The sequence below is a fragment of the Kitasatospora sp. NPDC041988 genome (assembly GCF_055588525.1).
In genome coordinates, this window is the sequence record NZ_JBVJCO010000001.1 from 501,411 (window position 1) to 521,189 (window position 19,779).

The following is a 19,779-nucleotide window of genomic DNA, read 5'->3' on the forward strand; positions in this document are numbered from 1 at the left end:
CGGAGCCGCCGGCGGCACGGGCCGCTGCGGAACGCCGGTGTCCTGGCGTCGTGGTCCCGCGCCGAGGAGCTCCCGTGTCCGAGGGGGCCACGGACGCCGCACGGACGCCCCGGCCGTGTCGCGCCGACCCCGCCCCTGCGGCGCCGACCCCGCCGGCCATCCTGCGGGGCCCTGCCTCCGGCCCCTGCCCCGCGCTCGCGGGGCCGGGGCCGGGGCGTCACTCGTGGTGGGGCCGGGAGCCTGCGGGGGAGGTCGCCGCGGTGAGGACCTTCAGCGCGACGGACGGGTGGAACAGCACCGCGGGAGAGGCGGTCATGTTCACGACCCGGACGAACCGGGCCCAGACCCCCGCGTCCTTCACGGCGACCTGGAACAGCCGGGCGTTGTACCAGTACGCGATCCGGGCGCCGAGCGGCTGCTTGTCGGGGTTCCACATGAGGTCGGAGTTGGTGGACAGCATCCACGGCGCGAGCAGGAGCCGCCCCACCCGCTTCTGGCAGGCCCGGGCCAGCCCGTCCAAACCCTCCTCGGGCCGCCGGGCCGCGAGCATCCGGCGCAGCAGGTCCGCCTCCATCGCGGCCACCGTCAGGCCCTGCCCGTAGACGGGGTTGAAGACGCAGACCGCGTCGCCGAGGGCGATCAGCCGCTCCGGCCAGTTCCGGACGGCGTGGTACTGGCGCCACTGGTTGTCGAGGTTGGTGTAGCGGTAGGTGGGCTCCTGGACGGTGCGCTGCCCGATCTGCTCGGCCAGCCGCGGGTTGCGCAGGCCCTTGGCGAAGCCGAGGTAGCCGTCGTCGTCGGTGGGCGGTTCGTCCTCGAAGGCGAACAGCGAACACGTCCAGCGATTGTGCTCGACCGCCAGGAGCACGCCGGCCTCCCGCACGGTGGGGGCGGACAGCATCTGGTAGGCGACCCGGAAGTCGGCCGGCCGGTCCTCGGGCCGGTCGAAGTTCATCGAGGTGTAGGTGACCTTCGCCCTGACCACCCGCTTCGGCGGCACCGCGACGCCGCCCGCCCGCAGCCACTCCTCCAGCTTGCTGGTCCGGCCGGAGGCGTCGACCACCAGGTCGGCGGCGATCTCCTCCGGATCGGCTGCCTGCCGGCTGATCCGAACGCCCGTCACCCGGCCGGAAGGGTCGCGGAGCAGCCCTTCGCACCGGGTGGAGGACATCAGCGTGACCTCGGGGAGGGCGAGCACCCGGCCGCGGATCCGCCGCTCCAACTCGTCCCGGGTGAAGGTCTGGATCATGACCCCGGTCCGCTGCCGCGGGGCGTACCCGGTCGGGAGCAGGAAGTCGATGCCCTCCCCGTAGTCGAACACGGGGGCCCCGAGGGCGCTGAGTTCGTCCCGCAGCCCGGGGAACAGCTCCTCCAGGACCTCACCGCCCTTGGCGAGCATCGCGTGCGCGTGATAGCCCTGCGGCGCACTCGGATGCGCCCCGGTACGGTCGTCGACGGAGTCCCGTTCGACGATCACCACCTCGCCGAAGAACTCGGCCAGGACGCGTGCGGTCACCAACCCCCCGTAGCTGCCGCCGATCACGACGGCCTTCCCCGATGCGTACTTCTTGCCCATACGGCCTCCGCCAGCAGATTGCGAACCGGGTCCACCCTTGCGGCAACTCCCCGCTGAAATGCCGGTGTTGAGGAGAAGTCCACCCGAACGAGGGACGAGCGGATGTTCGGTTGCCCCTCGTCGCGGCCGGGCCGTCCCACGGGTGCGGTGCCGCCCTGTGCCTACCCCACGACGGACCGGCCGACCCCTGCCGCACCCCGGAGCCCAGTGGCCGTGGCGGGCGGCCGCGCTCCCCACCGGCTGCCGGCCGGGAGTGCGGTGCCGCTACGGCAGGGTCGCGGTCGCCTTCGATGCGCCACCCACCGTCAGGGCGGCGGCGTACCCGTGGAACGGTTGCCCCAGGTCGGCCGAGGCGTCGACCGTGGCGTTGCCGGAGGAGTCCGCCGTCCCGCTGCCCGGACAAGCACGGCTGCGCACCCGAGCCGTCCCGGGCGGTCACCGTGGTCACCACGAACTTGGCGTGTGCGGCGACGCGCGGTGCGGCCTTCTCCGGGGCCAGCTCCTGGGCGGCCTCCTGCCAGCGGCGTGTCGCGTCCGTTCGGTCGTCACCAACTGTCATCGGCCCTCGGGAGGGGCACTCGGCCTGGTGGTCGGCGCCCGGCGAACCCCGGCAGCGGGACGGCGAGAAATTCGATTGCGTCGATCTTGGGAGAGGCTAGGCTGTGGCCGTTCTCGCTGCGCTGTCGGCGTGGCGGTGGTTCCGTGTTGCCGCGTGAGGACTGACGCAGGGACGTAGAGGAGGTGTGTCCGGATGGTTGCCGCCGTGTCGCGGCGCGCTTTCGTGTGCGCGCCATACGCCTCTCTCTTCCGTCTTTCGCCCACCGGCTGACGACGCGCCGCAATCCGGCGTACCGGTGGGCCGTTCCTCAGGAGCCACCGCAGTGCGCGAGCGCTTTTCCGACAGCGATTCCTTCTCCCGTATCCGCCCCAAGGGCGCACCCCGGCGCGGCCGCCGGTCCGAGCGGTTCGACGACCACGAGCCCGAGTTCACCCACCCCGGGGCCTTCGAGTCCTTCGAGCCCTCTGAGTCCTTGGAGTCCGGGCCTTCCGGCTCCGGAGCCTTCGACGACTACTCCGACGACTCCGCTTTCCCCGCGCCGGCGGCCGACGGTCCGGCCGAGGGCGACCGCTGGTCCACCTGGGACCAGTCCACTCCCACCGAGAAGGGGCCCCAGCCGCGCCCCGCATGGGTGGTGACCGAGCTCGCGGCCGTCGACACCGAACTCGGGATCGTCAAGACCGGCAAGGAGGCCGACGTCTTCCTCCTGGAGCGCGGCGTTCCGGGCACGGGCCGGCGCACGCTGATGGCTGCCAAGCGCTACCGCGACGCCCAGCACCGGATGTTCCACCGCGACTCCGGGTACCTGGAGGGCCGTCAGCACAAGGAGAGTCGGGTCGCCAGGGCGATGGCCAAGCGCACCGCGTTCGGCAAGGAGGCCATCGCCGGTCAGTGGGCCGCCGCCGAGTTCACGGCGCTGTGCCGGCTCTGGTCGGCCGGCGTGGCCGTTCCGTACCCGGTGCAGATCACGGGGACCGAGATCCTCATGGAGTTCGTCGGTGACGAGAGCGGCGCGGCGGCACCGAGGCTCGCCCAGGTGCGCGCCGAGGAGGCGGACGTGGACGACCTGTGGGAGCAGCTCGGCCGCAGCCTGTCGCTGCTGGCCCGAGACGGCTACGCCCACGGGGACTTGTCGGCGTACAACATCCTGGTCCACGACGGGCGGTTGGTGATCATCGACGTGCCGCAGATCGTGGACGTGGTGGCCAACCCTCGCGGGCGCTCGTTCCTGGAGCGGGACGTACGCAACGTCGGTGCCTGGTTCGTCGCCCGGGGGCTGCCCGAGCAGCGCGTCGGCGAGCTGGTCGAGTCACTGGAGTTCGACGCACGGCTGGGGTGAGCCCGCTGGCCGCGGGGGAGGGCCGGGCGGGCCCGGCCAACCCCCGGCACGGGCCCGCGCCCTGCGTATGAGAGGGTCGGCAGCCCGGACGAGAGGAGGCGCCGATGAACGGGAGCGGGCCCGGGGCCCTGGCCGGCCCCGCCGGCCGGGTGCTGGTGGTGGACGACGACGCGGCGATCCGGCGCACCCTGGAACGCGGCCTGCGGCTGAGCGGGTTCTCGGTGAGCCTGGCCGAGGACGGCGAGGCCGCGCTCGCCGGGCTGTCCGCCGCCGCGCCGGACGTCCTGGTGCTCGACGTGTCGATGCCCGGCCTCAGCGGCGCCGAGGTCTGCCGTACCCTGCGGACCCGTGGCGACGACATCCCCGTGCTGATGCTCTCGGCCCTGGACGAGCCCGCCGACCGGGTCGCCGGGCTGCAGGCGGGGGCGGACGACTACCTGGTGAAGCCGTTCGCGCTGGAGGAGCTGGTGCTGCGGCTGCGGGCGCTGCTGCGACGCCGTCCCCCGCAGCCGGACGACCGGGTGGTGGCCGGCCCGCTGGTGATCGATCCGGCCACCCGGCAGGCCCGGCTCGACGGCGAGGAACTCCGGCTCACCCGGCGGGAGTTCGAGCTGCTCACCCAGCTCGCGCGCAACGCCGGCCTGGTGCTCTCCCGGGAGGTGTTGCTGGAGCGGGTCTGGGGCTACGACTTCGACGTCCGCAGCGACGCCGTCGACACCTTCGTCAGCTACCTGCGGCGCAAGCTCGAGGCGGGCGGGCGGCCCCGGCTGCTCCACACCGTGCGGGGTGTCGGCTTCGTCCTCCGGGTGCCCGGCGGCGACGGGGCGGGGTCGCCGTGAGGCTCTCCACCCGGATCGCGCTCTGGGCGGCCGCCGTGGTGCCGCTCCTCGTGGTGCTGGCCGGGCTGTTGCTCCTGCCGCTGGTCGGCCGAGACCTGCGCCACCAGCAGGACACCCGGCTCAACGACCGGGCGGCCGCTGTCCTTCCCGGTGTCCGTGCCCTGGTGGCCGCCGACAGCAGGGGCCGGCCCAAGGCCGAGCAGACCCAGCAGCGGAAGGTGCTGGACGCGGCCCTGGACGCGGGCGTGCGGGTGGCGGGCGAGGACGGTTCCGTCCTGCTGTCGGTGGGGCCGCAGCCCGCCGGCGCGGAGGCCTTCCCCGCCGTCCCGGGCGGTCCGGTGACCGTGCGCGCCCAGGGCGAGGCCTGGCGGGTGCTGACCGTCAGGGTCGGCGCCACCGGCGCGGGCGGCGCCGGCGGCACGCTGTGGGTGGTGGCGCCCGCAGGACAGGCCGACAGCGAGACGGCCGCCGTTCGGCGGCGGGTGCTGCTGGTGGCGTTGGTCGCGGCGCCGGTCTCCGCGCTGATCGGGTTCGTCGTCGCCGAGCGGGCGACGGCGCCGCTGCGCAGGCTGAGCCGGCGCGCGGCCGCGCTCGACCCGGCTGCACCGGCCGACACCAATGGCGCGAACAGCGAGAACGGCGCAAACCGGGCGAACGGCGCGGCCGGGCCGGACAGCGCCGCCGCGTTGGCCGGCACCGGCGGTCCGGCCGGTCACGGCTTCGTGGCGGAGCGCACCGGGACGACCGAGGTGGACGAGCTCTCCGCCGCGCTCGCACTCCTCCTCGCCCGTTACGACGAGCAGGCACGGCGCACCGCCCAGGCCCTGGACACGGCCCGCGCGTTCTCCGCCACGGCCTCGCACGAACTGCGGACCCCCTTGATGAGCCTGCGCACCAATCTGGACGTGCTGGCCGCCCACCCGGATCTGCCCGCCGTCGACCGGGCGGAGATCGTCGCCGAGCTGCGCGACGACCACGCCCGGATGCTCGACCTGCTCACCGCGCTGGCCGCGCTGGCCCGGGGCGATCTGGTCCAGGTGGACGCGTTCCGGTCGGTGGACCTCGCCGAGGTGGCCGACGCGGCGGTCGGCGAGGCCGCGCGCCGTCATCCGCGGGCGGCCTTCACGGCGGACGTCCCGCAGGAGGTGCGGGTGTTCGGCTGGGAGCCCGGGCTGAGGATCATGCTCGCCAACCTGCTCGGCAATGCCGCCGTGCACGGCCGCCACGGGCAGGAGCCGGCGCAGGTCACGCTCCGGCTCGCGGCCGAGGGCGGGGCCGTGCTGCTCATCGTGGACGACCGCGGCCCCGGGATCGGCCCGGCCGAGCGGGAGGCGGTGTTCCGCAGGTTCCACCGCCGGCGGGACAGCCCCGGCTCGGGTCTCGGCCTCACGCTGGTCGCGCAGCAGGTCGCGCTGCACCGGGGGACGGTCCGGATCACGGCCCCGCCCGGCGGCGGTTGCCGGATGGAGATCAGGCTGCCGCTGCCCCGCCCGGATGCCCCGACCATCGACCTGCCGGCGGGCCGCGACTGGATCTCGGGCGCCGGCCACTGAGCCGCCGTCCGGCCCCGCTCGCCGCTGCCCAAGGCCCACCGCCCACCGCCGGGTCCCCGCTGCCCAAGGCCACTGCCCACCGCCCACAGCCGGTGCCCCGCTGCCGCCCCACCACCCGTTGCCCGTTCCACAGGGAATCCACAAGGAGCCGTCCTACTCTCCTGGCGACCGTCCCGGCACCGGCCGGTCCTTGTGCGCCCGGCCGGTGCGGGCACCCGTAACGGAGAAAGGAAGTCACATGCCCGCCAACCGTGTGTCCGTCAGCCGCAAGGCCGCCGCCCTCGGCGCCCTCGCCCTCGCCGGTTCGCTGCTCGCCGCCGTGCCGGCCCACGCCGACGGGGGCGGCGGCTCACCGTCGGGTGCCCCGACCGCCGCGGCGACGCCGAAGAGTGACGGTGCGAAGAACATCTGCAAGCGGCTGCCCAAGACCGGGGAGCGGGTCACCAAGGCGCTGAACCGGCTCAACGGCGACGCCACCGTGGTCGGCTCGGTCGCCCGCCTGCAGCAGCGGGTCACGGAGGCCAAGGCCGCCGGCCACTCCGAGATCGAGACCTACCTCAACAACCGGCTGACCGCCCGCAAGGCCCTCGTCACCACTCTGCAGGCCCGCCAGGGCGACCTCAAGGCCGTGGAGACCTGGTGCGCCGCCCACAACGAGGGGGCCGGCAAGTGACCCGCCGCCCGGCCACCGCGCTCGCGGCGCTGGCCCTGGCGGCAGCCGCCCTCCTCACCGGCTGTGGCCCCTCCAGGGCCCACTCGGGCACCACCGGCTCCTCCGCGGGCCGGCAGGACGGCGGCGGGGCCGACAGCGCCCAGGCCCAGGACATGCAGCAGAAACTGGACGCCGCCGAGAGCGCCGCCGCCCAGGCGGACACCGATGCGGCGGCCGACAACGGCTGACGACTCACGGTCGACCAGGCACGGCTGACCGGTCACGGCCGACCGCCCGCCGGAGGCGAGCCTCCGGCGGGCGGTCGGTTCACTGCGAGAGACCGGCGTCGGCGCCTGGGCTCGTGGGCGGATCGTTCTCGTTCACGATCCGCAGCATCTCCGCCGACGGCCTGTACTGTTCCGTCACGATCTGCGGGCAGCGCCGGCAGAGCGAGGGCCCTTCCTGGTGGAACCAGCGGCACTGCGCACGGATCGGGCATCTCGGCAGGTCCTCGACCACCTCGTCCAGCAGCACGGCGCTGCGGGCGGCGATCTGGCAGGCCGCGTTCCTGAAGTGGATGCAGCCTGACGCCTGGCAGGCCCCTGCGAAGCGGAAGACCTCGCCGGGTGAGGCGGGCCGGGCCAGTTCGATGATCTCAAGGCTGACGGGCATCGCGTGCGCGGTCGGGACGACCCGCGGTGCGTCGGGTGTGCCCGAAACGACCCCGATCAGGACCGACCCGGCCGGGTCCGCCGGCGCGCTGGGGCAGAGCAGTCCTCCGCCGTCGTCGGCGTTGTCCTGCGGCATGGCGGGGTCTACCGCGGAGCCTTGAGCGGCTGGACGTTCTTCACCGCGAACTGTCCGTCGAAGCTCTGCGCCAGCGTCACTTCGAAGAGCTCCTCCGGGAAGAAGCCGGCGACGATGGGCCTGGAGATGTCGAACTCGCCCGCGCGGTGGCGGGCCGCGATCGCGATCGCGACGCCCTGGGCGGCAGCCGCGGCGAGCTGTTTCGATTCAATACGTTCGGCGCTCATGAGGTTCTCCCGGTGTTGACGTTGCCACGGTTGGTGGCGTTGCCACGGTTGCACGGGGCTGCCGACGTCGCACGATCTGTAACCTGTTCGGGTGCGAAGGCCTTCTGCCGGTCCGGGCATCCGGGCGGCGGATGGTCCCGCCGCCCGGTCGCTCAGTGCCGGGCACCCGCCCGGGCCGGCTTCCGGGTGGCCGGGACGACCAGCGGGGTGTGCGTCTCCGGGGCGTCGATCACCCGGCAGGGGAGCCGGAAGACCTCCTCGACCAGCTCGGCGGTGACGATCCGGGCCGGCTCGCCCGCGGCCACCACCCGGCCGTCGCGCATGGCGATCAGGTGGGTGGCGTACCGGGCCGCGTGGTTGAGGTCGTGCAGGACGGCGACCAGGGTGCGGCCGCGTTCCTCGTGCAGGCGGGCGCAGAGGTCGAGGATCTCGATCTGGTGGGCGATGTCGAGGTAGGTGGTGGGCTCGTCCAGGAGCAGCTCCGGGAGGAGGCGTCGGCCCCGGCCGACCCGGCCGGCGAGGAGTGATCCCACCCGCCCCGGAAGCAGTGACCGGGAGCAGTGACCGGGAGCGGTGACCGGGAGCAGCGGCCACCGCAGGGCCGGCCGCTCCCGGGGCCGGACCTGCGGTGGCGTCCCGGCTCAGACCTGGATCTGCTGGATGTCGGAGGCCGTGCTGGTGAATCCGTTGGTGGTGATGATCCTCAGCTGGACCTGGTCACCCGGGCGGAACTGGCTGCGGTCCACCTGGACCAGAGGTTCCCTCAGGCCCACACCGATCGTCTGCCAGGTGGCGCCGCCGTCGGTGCTGACCTGTGCGGCGAAGGTCTGGCCGGCCTCCGGTCCCCGGTCGAAGTCCAGCGCCAGCCCGAACGCCCCGGCTTCGGCGCTGGCGTGGCGGGCGGCGCGCAGGGCCGGCGGTGCGCCGCCGGGGCGGAAGGTGTCCACGACCTGGCCGCCGACGACCAGCTCGATCGCCTCCGGGCTGGCCCCGACCGGCACGACGGTGTCCACCAGGCCGGTGCGGTCGTCGTTCGGGCCCAGCTCGGAAGCGAGCCTGACGGCGACCGGGATCTCGCGCGGCGGTGCGCCGTCCGTCTGCCGGATCCGCAGGACCACCTCGGTCCCGCCGTTCGGGCCGGCGGCCTCACCGTCCGGACCGGCCATGCCGCCGGTCTGGGTGGGCTGGGCGGCCAGCGGTGTCACCGGATTGACGAAGCGGATGCCGCCCTCGCGCCGGCTGAGGTTCACCGTGCCGACGACGCTGACGAACGGTTCGGCCTCCGGAGCCGCTCCGGCCGCCCGGAGGGCGGTCGCGGCCGCCGGGGGAGGCGCGGGAGTGACCGACAGCTTCGGGAAGCGCTCGTCGGGGCGCCCTCCGACAGGCCTGGGAGGCCCGGCGACCGGGACGACGGTGAGTGGGGCGGGGGCGGGTTCCGGGGCGCCCTCGGGCAGCGGGGCACCGGCCACGAGCGAGTCCTCGGCGATCAGCCGCCGGCGGATGCCCTCGTAGGTGTAGCTGCTCATCCACTGGCGGTCGCAGTAGGTCATCACGTCGTGCCACTGCATGCCCGGCTTGGCCTTCATCGGCAGGTTCAGCGCGGGGTCGCCCACGTCGAACCCGACGAAGGTGTCCGGCCCGTCAGCGAGCTGCCCGCTCTGGAAGGGGTAGTTCTGCCGGTCGTCCGCGGACTCACCGCAGAAGCCGGGGTGCCGGCGGCCGAGGGTGTGACCGAGTTCGTGGCCGCCGTACCAGTCGCCGTAGGTGCCGTCGAAGTCCCAGCCGAAGGGGGCCGAACCGCACGGCGACGAGGCGACGACGCTCGGGTCGGCCGCCACGGGGAGGCCGGAGGAGCACCCCCGCAGGAAGAACCCGCCGTCGGCCACCTGGCCGATGTAGTGGGTGCGCCGGTCAGCGCCGGCGCTGATGTCCAGGTTGCGGATGGCCGCGAGCTGGGCGTTGGTGTCCTCGCACGTGAAGGGAGGGGTGGCGGTGGCGTCGATGACGGCGTGTGAGCTGATGACGGTGGCCACCGGGTAGGCGCGTTTGAGCCAGCTGACCAGGGCGGTGAAGTCCAGGTCCCTCGGGGTGAAGGTGCCCGGCGGGTTCGCCGTGGTGTAGCGCAGTCCGAGGACGCGGATCCGCAGCGGGGGGCCGGTGCGGAACAGCACGGTCGGGCCGGCACCCGTCGCGCCGAGCGGGAGGACGGCACCGGTCAGGGCATCGCTGAGGGTCACCGAGCTCACGCTGAGTGCCCCTTCCACCGTCAGCGTGGGCGGCACGATGAAGTTGAGGCTCAGGTTCGCGTCGGCGCGGCGGGCGGCGAGTTCCTGGGTGGCGTTCGGGTCGAGGGCGATGGTGTTGACCGATGTCACCTTGACACCGGGGTCCGTCGTTGACCGGATCAGCGTGACGGTACCGCGCACCCCGGCGGCGGGGCCGCTGGTGCCGCTCACGTAGACGCGGATCACGGTGACCTTGCCGGCGATCAGGGCGACGCGGTGTTGGAGGTCCTGCACCGACTGGGTGACCTCGGTGGCGTCCCAGACGGCATGCGTCGGAGCTGGAGCTGTCATGACTGCCCCCATGGACGAGTGGTCGGGTTCTTTCAGGCTATGCCGGACGGGGCCGCCGCGCCCACCCGCCGGCGCTGCCAGAAGGGGCTGAGCGGCCAACGCCGTTCCTGGTCGTACGAGTACGCATGGTTCCTCCGGTAGGCGTTCGCCACGCCGTCCAGGAACGCTGTGTAGTCGGCGAGCGCGGCGGCCGTCCGGCCCGGGGCGGCCAGGCACGCCGCCACGGTCTGCCCGGCGCGGGCGCCGGTGTGCAGCGCGGTGAGGATGCCCTGCGAGGAGAGCGGATCGAAGGCGAGGGCGGCGTCCCCGGCCGCCACCCAGCCCGGGCCGGCGGCCGGGCTCAGCCGCAGGCCGTGGGCGGGCGTCCAGCGCGGCACGGCGGTCGCGGCGGGGTCGTGGCCGGCCAGCCGCTGCCGTACGTGCTCGGTGTGGGTGATGCCGTGCCAGAAGCCTTGGGGGGTCCGCAGGGCCGGGTCGGCGAGGTCGGCGTCGGTCAGGTGGGCGACCAGGCGCCCGGCCGGGAGCAGGGTGGTGTACCACCAGCCGTGCGGGGCCGCCTCGACGAGGGTGCGGGCCTCCGCGTCCTGCGGCTGCGTCTGTTCCGCGGCGCGGGGACCGCGGAACACGGCGTACGCGGCGACGAGCCGGTCCTGCCGGTGACGACGGCCGTACCGGCGGCCGATGACGCAGCGCCGGCCGGTGGCGTCGACCGTCCAGCGGCTGTGCAGCTCCGTCACGGTGCCGGTGTCGCGCTCACGGACGGTCAGGCGGCCGCCGGTCTGCTCCAGCACCGTGGCCCTCCGCAGTTCGGCGCCGGCCGCCACGGCCGCGTCCCGCAGGAAGGCGTCGAAGCGGAGCCGGTCGAGGTGCCAGCCGTGCCCGTACGGGTCGAAGAGGTGGCTGCGACCGTGCAGCGCGGCCGAACCCCAGGCGGCGTACGTGCCGGTGGAGGGGAGGTGCCCGGCGGCCAGGAAGCGGTCCAGGAGTCCGAGATCGCGCAGCAGCGGGCGGGCGGCGGGCGGCAGGGACTCGCCGATCTTGAACGCGTCCTGGCCGGCCGACGGCGGGGAAGGCCCGCCGGGGTCGAGGAGCAGGACGCGCCGGCCGGCGGCCGCCAGGACCAGCGCCGCGACCGCGCCCGCCGGGCCGCCGCCGGCCACGGCGGCATCGACGGGCCCGGACGGGCGGGGGCGGACCGTCACCGGTTGCGCCGGAAGCGTTTGACCTTGTCGATGAAGCCCGCCGACACCTCCTCGTCGGGCAGCACCGCCATGGTGACGGCGGTGGACATCGCGGCCTCGCCGAGCACCGGGTCGGCGCCGAGCGGTACGTGCACGGCGACCAGGTTGCGCCGGGCCGGCGGAGCGGGCTCGGGCGGGAAGCTCACCTCGGACTCGACCAGCAGCTCCGCGGGGAGGCGGGGGTCGTCGGTGGGCCCGGGGCGGCGCTCGACCAGACCGAGCTTGCCGAAGTCCGTCACCATGGCGTTGATGGCGTCGAGGTAGCGCGGGGGGAGCCAGCGGAGCCAGGCCCGCCGGTTCCCGAAGGCCGCCAGGCGCTCCGCGATGGGCCGGGAGGTGTCCATGACGATCTCGTACTCCTCCTCGGCGATCACGTGGTTGGGCACCCGGGCCGGCCAGAAGGTGGGGAGGTACGGGTCGTAGGTGCCGAAGCCGGAGAGGTACTCGTAGCCGGACCGGCAGCTCGCGGTGTCGGTCTGCCAGGGCACGGCCATCCACCGGGTCAGGTCGCCCGCCCGCTGGGCGTAGAGCGGGCCGTCGAAGGAGAGGGCGATCTGCGGGGTGAGCCTCGGGCCGTAGGCGGGCGGGCGGGGCAGCTTCGGGTCGCGCAGACGCACCCGGAACGGGCTGCTGTACATGGTGGTGTGGCGCATCGGCCAGGTGAGTTCGCAGCCGGGGTGGAAGGCGTCGGCGAGACAGAACGACAGCGCCGCCCGGTCGAGGGTCTGGGGCCGCTCGGCGAACGGCACCTGGTCGAGGGAGCCGGGCGGCACGGTCTGCGGGTCGTAGTCGGCGAGGAAGTCCCCGCCGGCCCAGCGCTCCAGGAGGCGGTACTGGAGCGGGGAGAGCGTCACGTGCTGGCGTACCGACTCGGCCGGCACGTTCATCGCGTCGCCGTAGATCCCCGGCCACGGAACCGGGGACAGGCCGTCACGGTCGTAGTTGCGGATCGTGAGCCAGACCTGCCGGCGCAGTTCCTCGTGGACGGGCGAGGGGTCCGCCAGCGCGGTGAGGGTGTCGGGGGCGAGGAGGTCCTCCCGCCCGTCGTGCCCGAGCTGGACGGCCACGCCCTGGTTGACCCACTGCAGGTCGCAGAGGCGGCGCAGGACGGGCAGCACGTCGCGGGTGAACGACGGCTGCCGCGGTTCGGGGAGGGTGCCGGCGGTGACGAAGACGTCGCGGACCAGGTCGTACATCGTGCGCACCGAGGTGAGTTCGGGCGCGTAGTTGGGCGGTGCGGTGACCACCCAGCCCGGCTCGACCGGGATCGGCCGCCCGTCGATGCTGACCTCGGCGGTGACCGGGCCGTCGGAGACGTCGTCGTGCCAGCCGTCGTTGTTGGCGAAGGTGTCGGCAGGGGTGTCGGTGGCCGACGCGGAGACGCCCCGGCCGCCGAGGAAGATCAGCCGGCCGCTCTCGTCGGTGCGCAGCTCCCCGAGGTAGACGGGCCGGTCCATGAAGGTGCCGGTGTCGAAGAGGTGGTCGGGGCCGCCGGCCCGGTTGCGGCCGCGCACCGACCGGGAGCCGGGGTCGATGACGAGGCGGCTGCGCCGGTTGGCCGGGACCTTGGGATTGCGCAGGTTGCTGTCCTCGGTCTTGTCCGCCTCCGGAATGTCGAGGGCCAGCTGGAACTGGTACCAGGAGGCCTTCGAGTTGACGACGTGGACGGTCCAGCGCAGGTCCGCGTTGTCGGCGGTCAGCTCGGCGACCGGCTCGCCGGCGGCGTTGTAGCCGTAGACCCGGAACCGGACGGCCTGCCGCTTCAGGGCGCCGGTGGCGTCCTTGTAGCTCCCGATGGGCAGCGGGGCCGGGTGGTCGACCTCGGGGGCGAGCACGTACTCCTCCGCGCTGTCGCCGACCCGGGCCACCCCGATCGCCGGGTGCACGGCGGCCCGGACGATCCGGGTGTCGCGGGCGGGCGGCGGCGTGATCTGCGGCCGGGCCGGGCCGGGCTCGGCCGCCGGGACGCCGTTGACGTCGCGGCGTTGTCCGGCTGAGGCCTGGTAGACGGTCCTGCGCACTTCGGAGATGCTGCCCACCGGCCGGTGCTCGGCGAGGCTGTGCCACGGGTTGTAGGCGAGGTTCTCGCCGTAGGCGGCCTGGCCCCGGGCGGCGACGTCCTGTTGCTGGAAGGTCAGCCGGGCCACCTTCACCGGTTCGCTCTCGGACTCCTCCCAGCGCACGGTGGCCTGGTCCAGCGGCATGCGCTGCGGGTCGGTCCGGAACTGCAGCAGCAGGTCGAAGGCGGCCGTTCCCGCCGAGAGGCGGTGCCGCAGGTCGGCGCCCAGGTACGCGGGATTCTCGTCGGGGGGCACCGCCGTCGGGTCGCCGGGCTCACAACCGGCCGGCACCAGCTTGTACTTGACGAAGCGTTCGGGGCCGAAGGCGTAGGGCAGCACGCCCCAGTACGTCGTCGTGAGCACGCTCTCCTCGAAGGTGGCCATCGCGTCGAGAATCTCCCGGGTGACCGGGTGGTCCCGCAGGTACGGGTCGTAGCTGCCGTCGACGACACCGGCCTTGGTGAACTCGCACATGTCCTGGGCGGTGTCGACGAAGAACACGTCGTGGTTCTGCATCAGCAGGTCCTGGGTGCCGGCCTCGTTGTCGCCGTCCAGCAGCTTCGGGCCGGGCACGCCGAACAGCTTGATGCCGATGCCGAGGGTGGTGTTCAGGTCGGGGCTGCCGGGCACGGTGTCGCTGGAGAAACGCACCCAGGCGGTCAGACCGCCGGTCTGTTCATGGGCGCTCTTGAGGAACCCGACGCGCAGGTCGGGCGGCAGGTCGGCGGAGACCGTGAGCACTCCGCGGGCCACACCGTGCGGCTTGAGGAAAACCGGCCGTCTGACGGGGTCCTGGCCGCGGGAGATGCGGCCGCCCTGGGTGAGGTCGACGAACATCTGCTTCAGCGCGGCGGCGGCGTCCTCGGCGCAGCCCGGTAGCGGCGGAGGTCCTGCGTTCTCGTCGAAGGATGCGGGGGTCCCGATCATGTTGTGCTCCGATCCGTGCAACGGTCTGCTGGTCCGGAGGCCGTGCCTCCGTCCGTCCCCGGTCCAGCGTGCACAAACCTGTGAGGACCAGCGCGCCGACGTACGCTCGAACCGAGCACAGAGCGGATCGTCGGCGGTCCGGCTCACTCCAATCGGCCAGCAGCGGTCGCACTTCCCGGGCCCCTGGTGGCAGCGTCATGGGGCGCCTGACGGCTCCCCGGAGCGAATCAGCACGAGGCGGCGTCGGCGGGCAGCGCCAGCCCGCCGGTGCCGGTGCCTGTGTCGGTCGGCGGCCCACGCCTGCCGGCCACCCGCGGCTTCGCCGACCCGGTTGTGGCGTTCCTCCCAGGCCCCAGCGCCGTCCGGCAGGCATGGTCGAGGTGGCGCAGTCCGGTCAGGTCCAGGTGGACGATCCGGCCGGTGGGCAGCTGCTCCAAGGCGTCCGGCAGCCGCGGTTGACATCTTGTGGCCGCACCGTGCTGGTCTACCGAGGGGGCCGTCTGTTCGGTTCTGGCGTACGGGAGTCCGGGGTCTGAGGGTGGGGCCGCGGGCTCAGCGCGCGTCGGCGTACAGCTCCTCGATCAGCCGGGCGACGGCCGCCGGCTCGCGTAGGGTCGGGTAGTGGTCGGAGGCCGCCAGCCGCACCAGGCGGCACCCGGGGATCCGGTCCGCCATCTCCTCGTTGCAGCGCACGACCGCCGGCCGGTCCAGCTCCCCGAGCGCGAGCAGGGTGGGCGCGGAGACCTCCCCGAGCCGGTCGAAGGTGGGGGCGTCGGTCTGCTGGTAGCCGATGTTGCCGAACCAGGCGGGCAGCACGGCCCGGAGCTGCGCGGCCGCGACGGGATCGGCTTCCGGGGTGCCACCGCCGCCCAGCCCCCAGAGGCCCAGTCCGAGCCGGACGATGCCCTCCATGTCGCCGGCCGTGGCCAGCCTCTGCACGTCCTGATACAGCTCGCTGTCGTCGAGCCCGTCGTACCCGGTGACCCCGGGGACGAACAGCGCGAGGCCCGCCACCCGCTCCGGGGCGTCCAGCGCCAGGTTGATCGAGGTGGCCCCACCCATGCTGGACGCCGCCAGCACCGCACGCGCCAGTCCGAAGTGGTCGAGCACCGCGGCGAGGTCCTCGGCGGGGGAGTACGCGGCGGTGGGCGCGGGCGAACGCCCGTAGCCGCGGGCGTCGTAGCGGATGACCCGGCGCCGCTCGGCGAGCTCGGCGAGCACCGGGTCCCAGATGGTCGAGTCGCCGACACCCGGGTGAAGGAGGACCAACGGCAGGCCGTCGCCTCCCGAATCCTCGGCCCAGAGTTCACCGCTGCTGACCGGCACCGTGGTTTCCATGCCTCCCAGTCTGGGCGGGCGGCACCGGCACCCGCCAGTGGGCGTGCCACCGTGTCACCGCCGCGGAGCAGTCCCCGGCCGGCCGAGCCGCGGCAGAGCCACGAGCCGCTCGCCGGCCGGGGCGGCCACCGAGCGGTCAGACGCGGGTGAAGGTCACGTGCGTCACTCCGCTCGGGCTGGTCACCGACTCGGTGCGGAAGCGCTCCTCCAGCCCTTCGAGCCCCTCCCACAGGCGCTCGCCGCGGCCGAGGACGATCGGCACCACGACGACGTGCAGGTGGTCGACCAGGTCGGCGGCCAGAAAGGCGCGGACGGTGGCGGGCCCGCCACCGATCCGGACGTCCAGGCCGCCGGCGGCCGCCCGGGCCTGGCGGAGCGCCTCTTCCGGGGTGGCGTCGACGAAGTGGAAGGTGGTGCCGCCCTCCATCTCCACCGTGGGCCGTGGATGGTGGGTCAGCACGAAGACCGGGGTGTGGAACACCGGGTCCGGCCCCCACCAGCCGGTCCAGTCGTGATTCTCCCAGGGGCCTCGCTGGGGGCCGAACTTGTTCCGCCCCATGATCTCCGCACCGATGCCGTCGCCCCAGGCCCGGGCCATCGCATCGTCCACACCGGTGTCGCCGCCCTCCTTGCCCTGCATCCGCCGGAACGTCCTGGTGTGGAAGAACCAGCGGTGGAGGCGGTCACCGGCGTGGCCGAACGGGGCCTCCAGGCTCTGCCCCTCGCCCGTCCCGTAACCGTCGAGCGAGACCGAGAAGTTGTGGACGCGGACCAGGGACACGGGGAGACCTCCGGCGTTCGGTGCGCCGGCGCGGGCGGGCCGCACCGGCCGGAGTCCGAGGCTACCGCGCCCCCGCACGGCCGCCCGGCGACCGACTCGCCCAGGAGGCGGACGAGTTGGGAGGGGCGATCCGCCAGCCTCCCGGTGGCCTCCGGGCCGCCGTCGCCGCCCGCCGCGCCGTTCGTCCGTCATGCCGACCCATGCCCGGCACACCGATGACCGGTCGCATGACGTCGGGATGACCGATGCCGGTCAGGGGGCGGGCGGCCTACCGTCGGTATCGTGGCCCACCCCGCGCGGCCGCGTGCACTCCAGGGCTTCACCGGCCAGGGCGCGGCCCCGCTCTTCCTGTCCTCCCGGCGCGCTGGGCCGGGGTGAGCGCCGCCGACAGCTCGATCAAGGCCGGCGGGTTGCCGCGGGTGCGGTCGCCGGCTCAGCCGGCCTCGGCCGGGAGCCGGCCGGCGCGGACCGCCTCGACCAGGGCCCGGTGGTCCCGGTCGTTCTGGTCGGCGTACGCCTCCGCGAACTCCACCAACGCCCGGTCGAACACGTCCCCGTTCCCGAGGTAGGCGGCGATGGCGATGCGATCCCCGGACCGTGCGTGCGCCCGGGCCAGCGTGGCGCCGCACAGCTCGCCGAAGGCCCGCATGCCGCGCGGCACCATCTTCTCGGCCACCACGATGCCCTTCCAGTCGCGGAGCTGGCGGATGTAGAAGTCCCGGTTCCGGCCGTCGATTCCCTCGACCCGCTCCCAGCCGAGGAAGATGTCGCTGGTGGTCTGCATCAGCCGCTGGCCGGAGACCACCCGCTCGCCCTGATTGGGGTAGAGGCTGGCGCCGACGTACGGGGCCAGCACCGAGAGGCCGGCCTCCTTGGCCTGGAGGAACAACGGGTCGTCACCGTCCCGGCCGAGCAGGAGGAAGATCCAGCAGCGGGTGCCGACGCTGCCGACACCGACGACCTTGCGGGCCGCGTCCACCAGCCGGAAGCCGCTGAGCAGGGCCCGCCGGTCGGAGAGCAGGGTGCGCGCGTACCGCTGGACCAGCCCGTGGAACAGCGTCATCAGGGCCGTCCGCTCCACGTCCGGCAGGAGGTCGGCGATCGGGACGAGCAGCGGCGGATCGGTGGCGATCCGCACCCGGCCGTCCACCGTCTCGGTGAGCTTGCCGAAGGCCTGCAGGCTGTCGCGGGTGCGCGCCTTCGACATCGCCTCGTCGAGACCCTGGCGCGCCCGTTTGGACACCCGGCCCACCGCCAGCTCCCGCAGGCGCTGCGAGTCCAGCTGCGCGTACCAGACGTCCAGGTTCCGCATCCCCGCGAACCGCCGCATCGTCTCCCGGTACGAGCGGACCGTCGTGGCGACGATGTCCGCGCGCTGCGCGTCGTCGAACCCGTTCGCCCTGCCCGCGATCACCAGGCTCGACGACAGCCGCTTCACGTCCCACTCCCAGGGGCCGGGCAGCGTCTCGTCGAAGTCGTTGATGTCGAAGACGAGCCGCCGCTCCGGTGACGCGAGCAGCCGGAAGTTCAGCATGTGGGCGTCACCGCACAGCTGGACGCGGACGCCCGAGTCGGGGGTGCCCGCGAGATCGGACGCCATGAGCGCGGCCGCACCCCGGTAGAAGCGGAACGGTGACTCGCTCATCCGCCCGTAGCGGATCGGGACCAGCTCCGGCACGCGCAGCGCCGACTGGGCTTGCAGGATCGCCAGCGGATCGGGCCGGTCCGGGCCCGGCCGGTACTCGGCGTGGGCGGAACGCGGCGTCGTGCGGCGCGCCGCACGGCCGCCCGCCGCCCGCTCCTCGGGGGTGGCGCGCCGCGCCGGGGGCGCCTGGTCGTGGTCCATCCGGTCCTCCCGTCCGACCGGGCCGTGCTCCCGCCCGCCCCACTCGTCGGGGGCGTAGGCCTGCCGGGGGAGCGTCGGCCGCCGTCCTCCGATCATCGCCGCCACCGCCCGATCCGGCCTGCCGCGGGAGCCCGGGGCTGCCGGCCGGAGGCGGGCGGTCGGCCGGCACGGATTCGGGTCAGGCCTGCCGCGGTCCGCTTCACCGCGGCCTGCCGGACGGCCTGCGCCCGCGCACAACCGGCGCCGGCCGTCGCGAGTGCGCCCGCCCCGGCGGGTTGCGATGCGCCCTCCCGCACCCCCTGTACGTGACGGGCCCCAGGTGCTGACATGGACGCGACAACCCGCTGAGGTCCGCACGTGGGGGTGCGAGACCGCAATCGGCGGGCAAGTGGAAGGAACACCCGTGACCGTACGCATCATGGCCGCCGGCGGCGCAGCCGCGGCCCTGCTCGTCATCCCGCTCAGCGGCGTCGCCGCCGGCACGGGCTGGACGACGCCCCCGCCGGACAAGATCGTCATCGACGTGGCCACCGTCAACGGATCCGGCTGCCCGGCCGGCACGGCGGCCATCGCCGTCTCCCCGGACAACACCGCCTTCACGGTCACGTACAGCGACTACATCGCGCAGGTGGGCGTCGGGTCCAAGCCCACCGACTTCCGCAAGAACTGTCAGCTCAACCTCAACGTCCACGTCCCGCAGGGCTTCACCTACGCGATCGCCTCCGCCGACTACCGCGGCTTCGCCCACCTGGAGAAGGGGGCGACCGGGACCCAGAAGGCCAGCTACTACTTTCAGGGCTCGCCCCACACGACCTCGCGCAGCCACCAGTTCGCGGGAGCGCTCGACAACAGCTGGCAGGCGACCGACACGGTCGACGTCGCGGCCCTGGTCTGGGCGCCCTGCGGGGAGCTGCGCAACTTCAACATCAACACCGAGCTCCGGGTCGGCGCCGGCACGTCGGACCCGAACAGGACCACCAGCTTCATGACCATGGACTCCACCGACGGCAGCATCAACACCATCTACCACCTCGCCTGGAAGCACTGCCCCTGATCGTGCCCCGATCCGGGGCGCCCACCCGGCCGCGCCCGCGCGACCGGGCGGCTCCCCGGCCGGGAGCCGGAGAGGCAGACCATGCTCCGCAGGCCTGCCGGGGCCCGGTGTGCGACGGTGGAACCGGGAGTAGCGTTCCCATCGCGAGAGGAGTGGCCATGTCATCGAAGCGCCGCCGCAAGAAGAAGGCACGGGCGAAGCGCGGGGCGAACCACGGCCGTCGCCCCCAGTGCTGAGCACCACCCCGTAGGCCACCGGCAGCCCGGCGAGGGGCTGCCGGTGGCCTGTCGTCGCGGGGGGGGGGGGGGGGGGCCGCGCCGGGGCAAACACCACCACAACCCCCCCCCACCCCCCACCCCCCCCCTGGAACCCTGACTAACACACGAAAACCCCCCCCGCCCCCA

General features: G+C 73.9%; 18 protein-coding genes and 1 pseudogene. 7 read left to right on the top strand and 12 right to left on the bottom strand.

Going from position 1 to position 19,779, the window contains the following annotated elements:
• Window positions 1-217: 217 nt before the first annotated feature.
• Both ACZ6NC_RS02110 and ACZ6NC_RS02115 read right to left on the bottom strand, forming a co-directional pair.
• Entirely contained in the window at window positions 218-1,576 is a 1,359-nt protein-coding gene (locus ACZ6NC_RS02110) for an FAD-dependent oxidoreductase (protein ID WP_465727986.1), read from the bottom strand.
• 264 nt (window positions 1,577-1,840) lie between these two features.
• On the bottom strand, window positions 1,841-1,993 hold the full coding sequence (locus tag ACZ6NC_RS02115; RefSeq protein ID WP_465727988.1) for a hypothetical protein: 153 nt from the start codon (window positions 1,991-1,993) through the stop codon (window positions 1,841-1,843).
• A 464-nt stretch (window positions 1,994-2,457) separates the two neighbouring features.
• On the opposite strand from ACZ6NC_RS02115, the gene ACZ6NC_RS02120 reads away from it, so the two are divergent.
• From ACZ6NC_RS02120 to ACZ6NC_RS02140, 5 genes are all read left to right on the top strand, one after another.
• Complete coding sequence (locus ACZ6NC_RS02120; RefSeq protein WP_465727990.1) at window positions 2,458-3,474, top strand: serine protein kinase RIO; 1,017 nt, start codon at window positions 2,458-2,460, stop codon at window positions 3,472-3,474.
• Window positions 3,475-3,578: 104 nt separating this feature from the next.
• Window positions 3,579-4,313, top strand: coding sequence for a response regulator transcription factor (locus tag ACZ6NC_RS02125; protein ID WP_465727992.1), 735 nt, complete (start codon window positions 3,579-3,581; stop codon window positions 4,311-4,313).
• Window positions 4,310-5,866, top strand: coding sequence for a sensor histidine kinase (locus ACZ6NC_RS02130; RefSeq protein WP_465727994.1), 1,557 nt, complete (start codon window positions 4,310-4,312; stop codon window positions 5,864-5,866). The genes ACZ6NC_RS02125 and ACZ6NC_RS02130 overlap by 4 nt, the downstream gene beginning before the upstream one ends.
• A 238-nt stretch (window positions 5,867-6,104) precedes the next feature.
• On the top strand, window positions 6,105-6,539 hold the full coding sequence (locus ACZ6NC_RS02135) for a hypothetical protein (RefSeq protein WP_465727996.1): 435 nt from the start codon (window positions 6,105-6,107) through the stop codon (window positions 6,537-6,539).
• Entirely contained in the window at window positions 6,536-6,766 is a 231-nt protein-coding gene (locus tag ACZ6NC_RS02140; RefSeq protein ID WP_465727997.1) for a hypothetical protein, read from the top strand. Before ACZ6NC_RS02135 ends, ACZ6NC_RS02140 begins: the two co-directional genes overlap by 4 nt.
• Before the next feature lie 79 nt (window positions 6,767-6,845).
• Here the strand turns inward: ACZ6NC_RS02140 and ACZ6NC_RS02145 are convergent, their stop codons facing one another.
• From ACZ6NC_RS02145 to ACZ6NC_RS02190, 10 genes and pseudogenes are all read right to left on the bottom strand, one after another.
• A complete protein-coding gene (locus tag ACZ6NC_RS02145) occupies window positions 6,846-7,325 on the bottom strand; it encodes a hypothetical protein (protein ID WP_465727999.1) in 480 nt (159 codons plus the stop codon).
• A gap of 8 nt (window positions 7,326-7,333) precedes the next feature.
• On the bottom strand, window positions 7,334-7,552 hold the full coding sequence (locus ACZ6NC_RS02150; RefSeq protein ID WP_465548509.1) for a hypothetical protein: 219 nt from the start codon (window positions 7,550-7,552) through the stop codon (window positions 7,334-7,336).
• Window positions 7,553-7,704: 152 nt separating this feature from the next.
• Window positions 7,705-8,037, bottom strand: a pseudogene (locus tag ACZ6NC_RS02155) (ATP-binding cassette domain-containing protein); the annotation flags it as partial.
• A 156-nt stretch (window positions 8,038-8,193) separates the two neighbouring features.
• On the bottom strand, window positions 8,194-10,128 hold the full coding sequence (locus tag ACZ6NC_RS02160) for a hypothetical protein (protein ID WP_465728001.1): 1,935 nt from the start codon (window positions 10,126-10,128) through the stop codon (window positions 8,194-8,196).
• A gap of 32 nt (window positions 10,129-10,160) precedes the next feature.
• Window positions 10,161-11,330, bottom strand: a complete 1,170-nt coding sequence (locus ACZ6NC_RS02165; protein WP_465728003.1) for a tryptophan 7-halogenase — start codon at window positions 11,328-11,330, stop codon at window positions 10,161-10,163.
• Window positions 11,327-14,356, bottom strand: coding sequence for a LodA/GoxA family CTQ-dependent oxidase (locus tag ACZ6NC_RS02170; protein ID WP_465728005.1), 3,030 nt, complete (start codon window positions 14,354-14,356; stop codon window positions 11,327-11,329). Before ACZ6NC_RS02170 ends, ACZ6NC_RS02165 begins: the two co-directional genes overlap by 4 nt.
• 227 nt (window positions 14,357-14,583) lie before the next feature.
• Window positions 14,584-14,793, bottom strand: a complete 210-nt coding sequence (locus ACZ6NC_RS02175; protein WP_465728006.1) for a hypothetical protein — start codon at window positions 14,791-14,793, stop codon at window positions 14,584-14,586.
• A 115-nt stretch (window positions 14,794-14,908) separates the two neighbouring features.
• Window positions 14,909-15,694 carry an alpha/beta fold hydrolase gene (locus tag ACZ6NC_RS02180; RefSeq protein ID WP_465728008.1) on the bottom strand — a complete coding sequence of 262 codons (786 nt, stop codon included), beginning with the start codon at window positions 15,692-15,694 and terminating at the stop codon, window positions 14,909-14,911.
• A gap of 136 nt (window positions 15,695-15,830) precedes the next feature.
• On the bottom strand, window positions 15,831-16,475 hold the full coding sequence (locus ACZ6NC_RS02185) for a dihydrofolate reductase family protein (protein ID WP_465728010.1): 645 nt from the start codon (window positions 16,473-16,475) through the stop codon (window positions 15,831-15,833).
• 433 nt (window positions 16,476-16,908) lie between these two features.
• Window positions 16,909-18,321 carry a DUF2252 domain-containing protein gene (locus ACZ6NC_RS02190; RefSeq protein WP_465728309.1) on the bottom strand — a complete coding sequence of 471 codons (1,413 nt, stop codon included), beginning with the start codon at window positions 18,319-18,321 and terminating at the stop codon, window positions 16,909-16,911.
• Between the two features lie 418 nt (window positions 18,322-18,739).
• Here ACZ6NC_RS02190 and ACZ6NC_RS02195 point away from each other — a divergent pair, with 418 nt between their 5' ends.
• Together ACZ6NC_RS02195 and ACZ6NC_RS02200 are read left to right on the top strand one after the other, a co-directional pair.
• Window positions 18,740-19,375, top strand: coding sequence for a DUF4360 domain-containing protein (locus ACZ6NC_RS02195; protein ID WP_465728311.1), 636 nt, complete (start codon window positions 18,740-18,742; stop codon window positions 19,373-19,375).
• Between the two features lie 158 nt (window positions 19,376-19,533).
• The gene (locus tag ACZ6NC_RS02200) at window positions 19,534-19,611 is read left to right on the top strand and encodes a 50S ribosomal protein bL37 (protein WP_465606175.1); all 78 of its coding nucleotides are present in this window, start codon (window positions 19,534-19,536) and stop codon (window positions 19,609-19,611) included.
• Window positions 19,612-19,779: the final 168 nt, after the last annotated feature.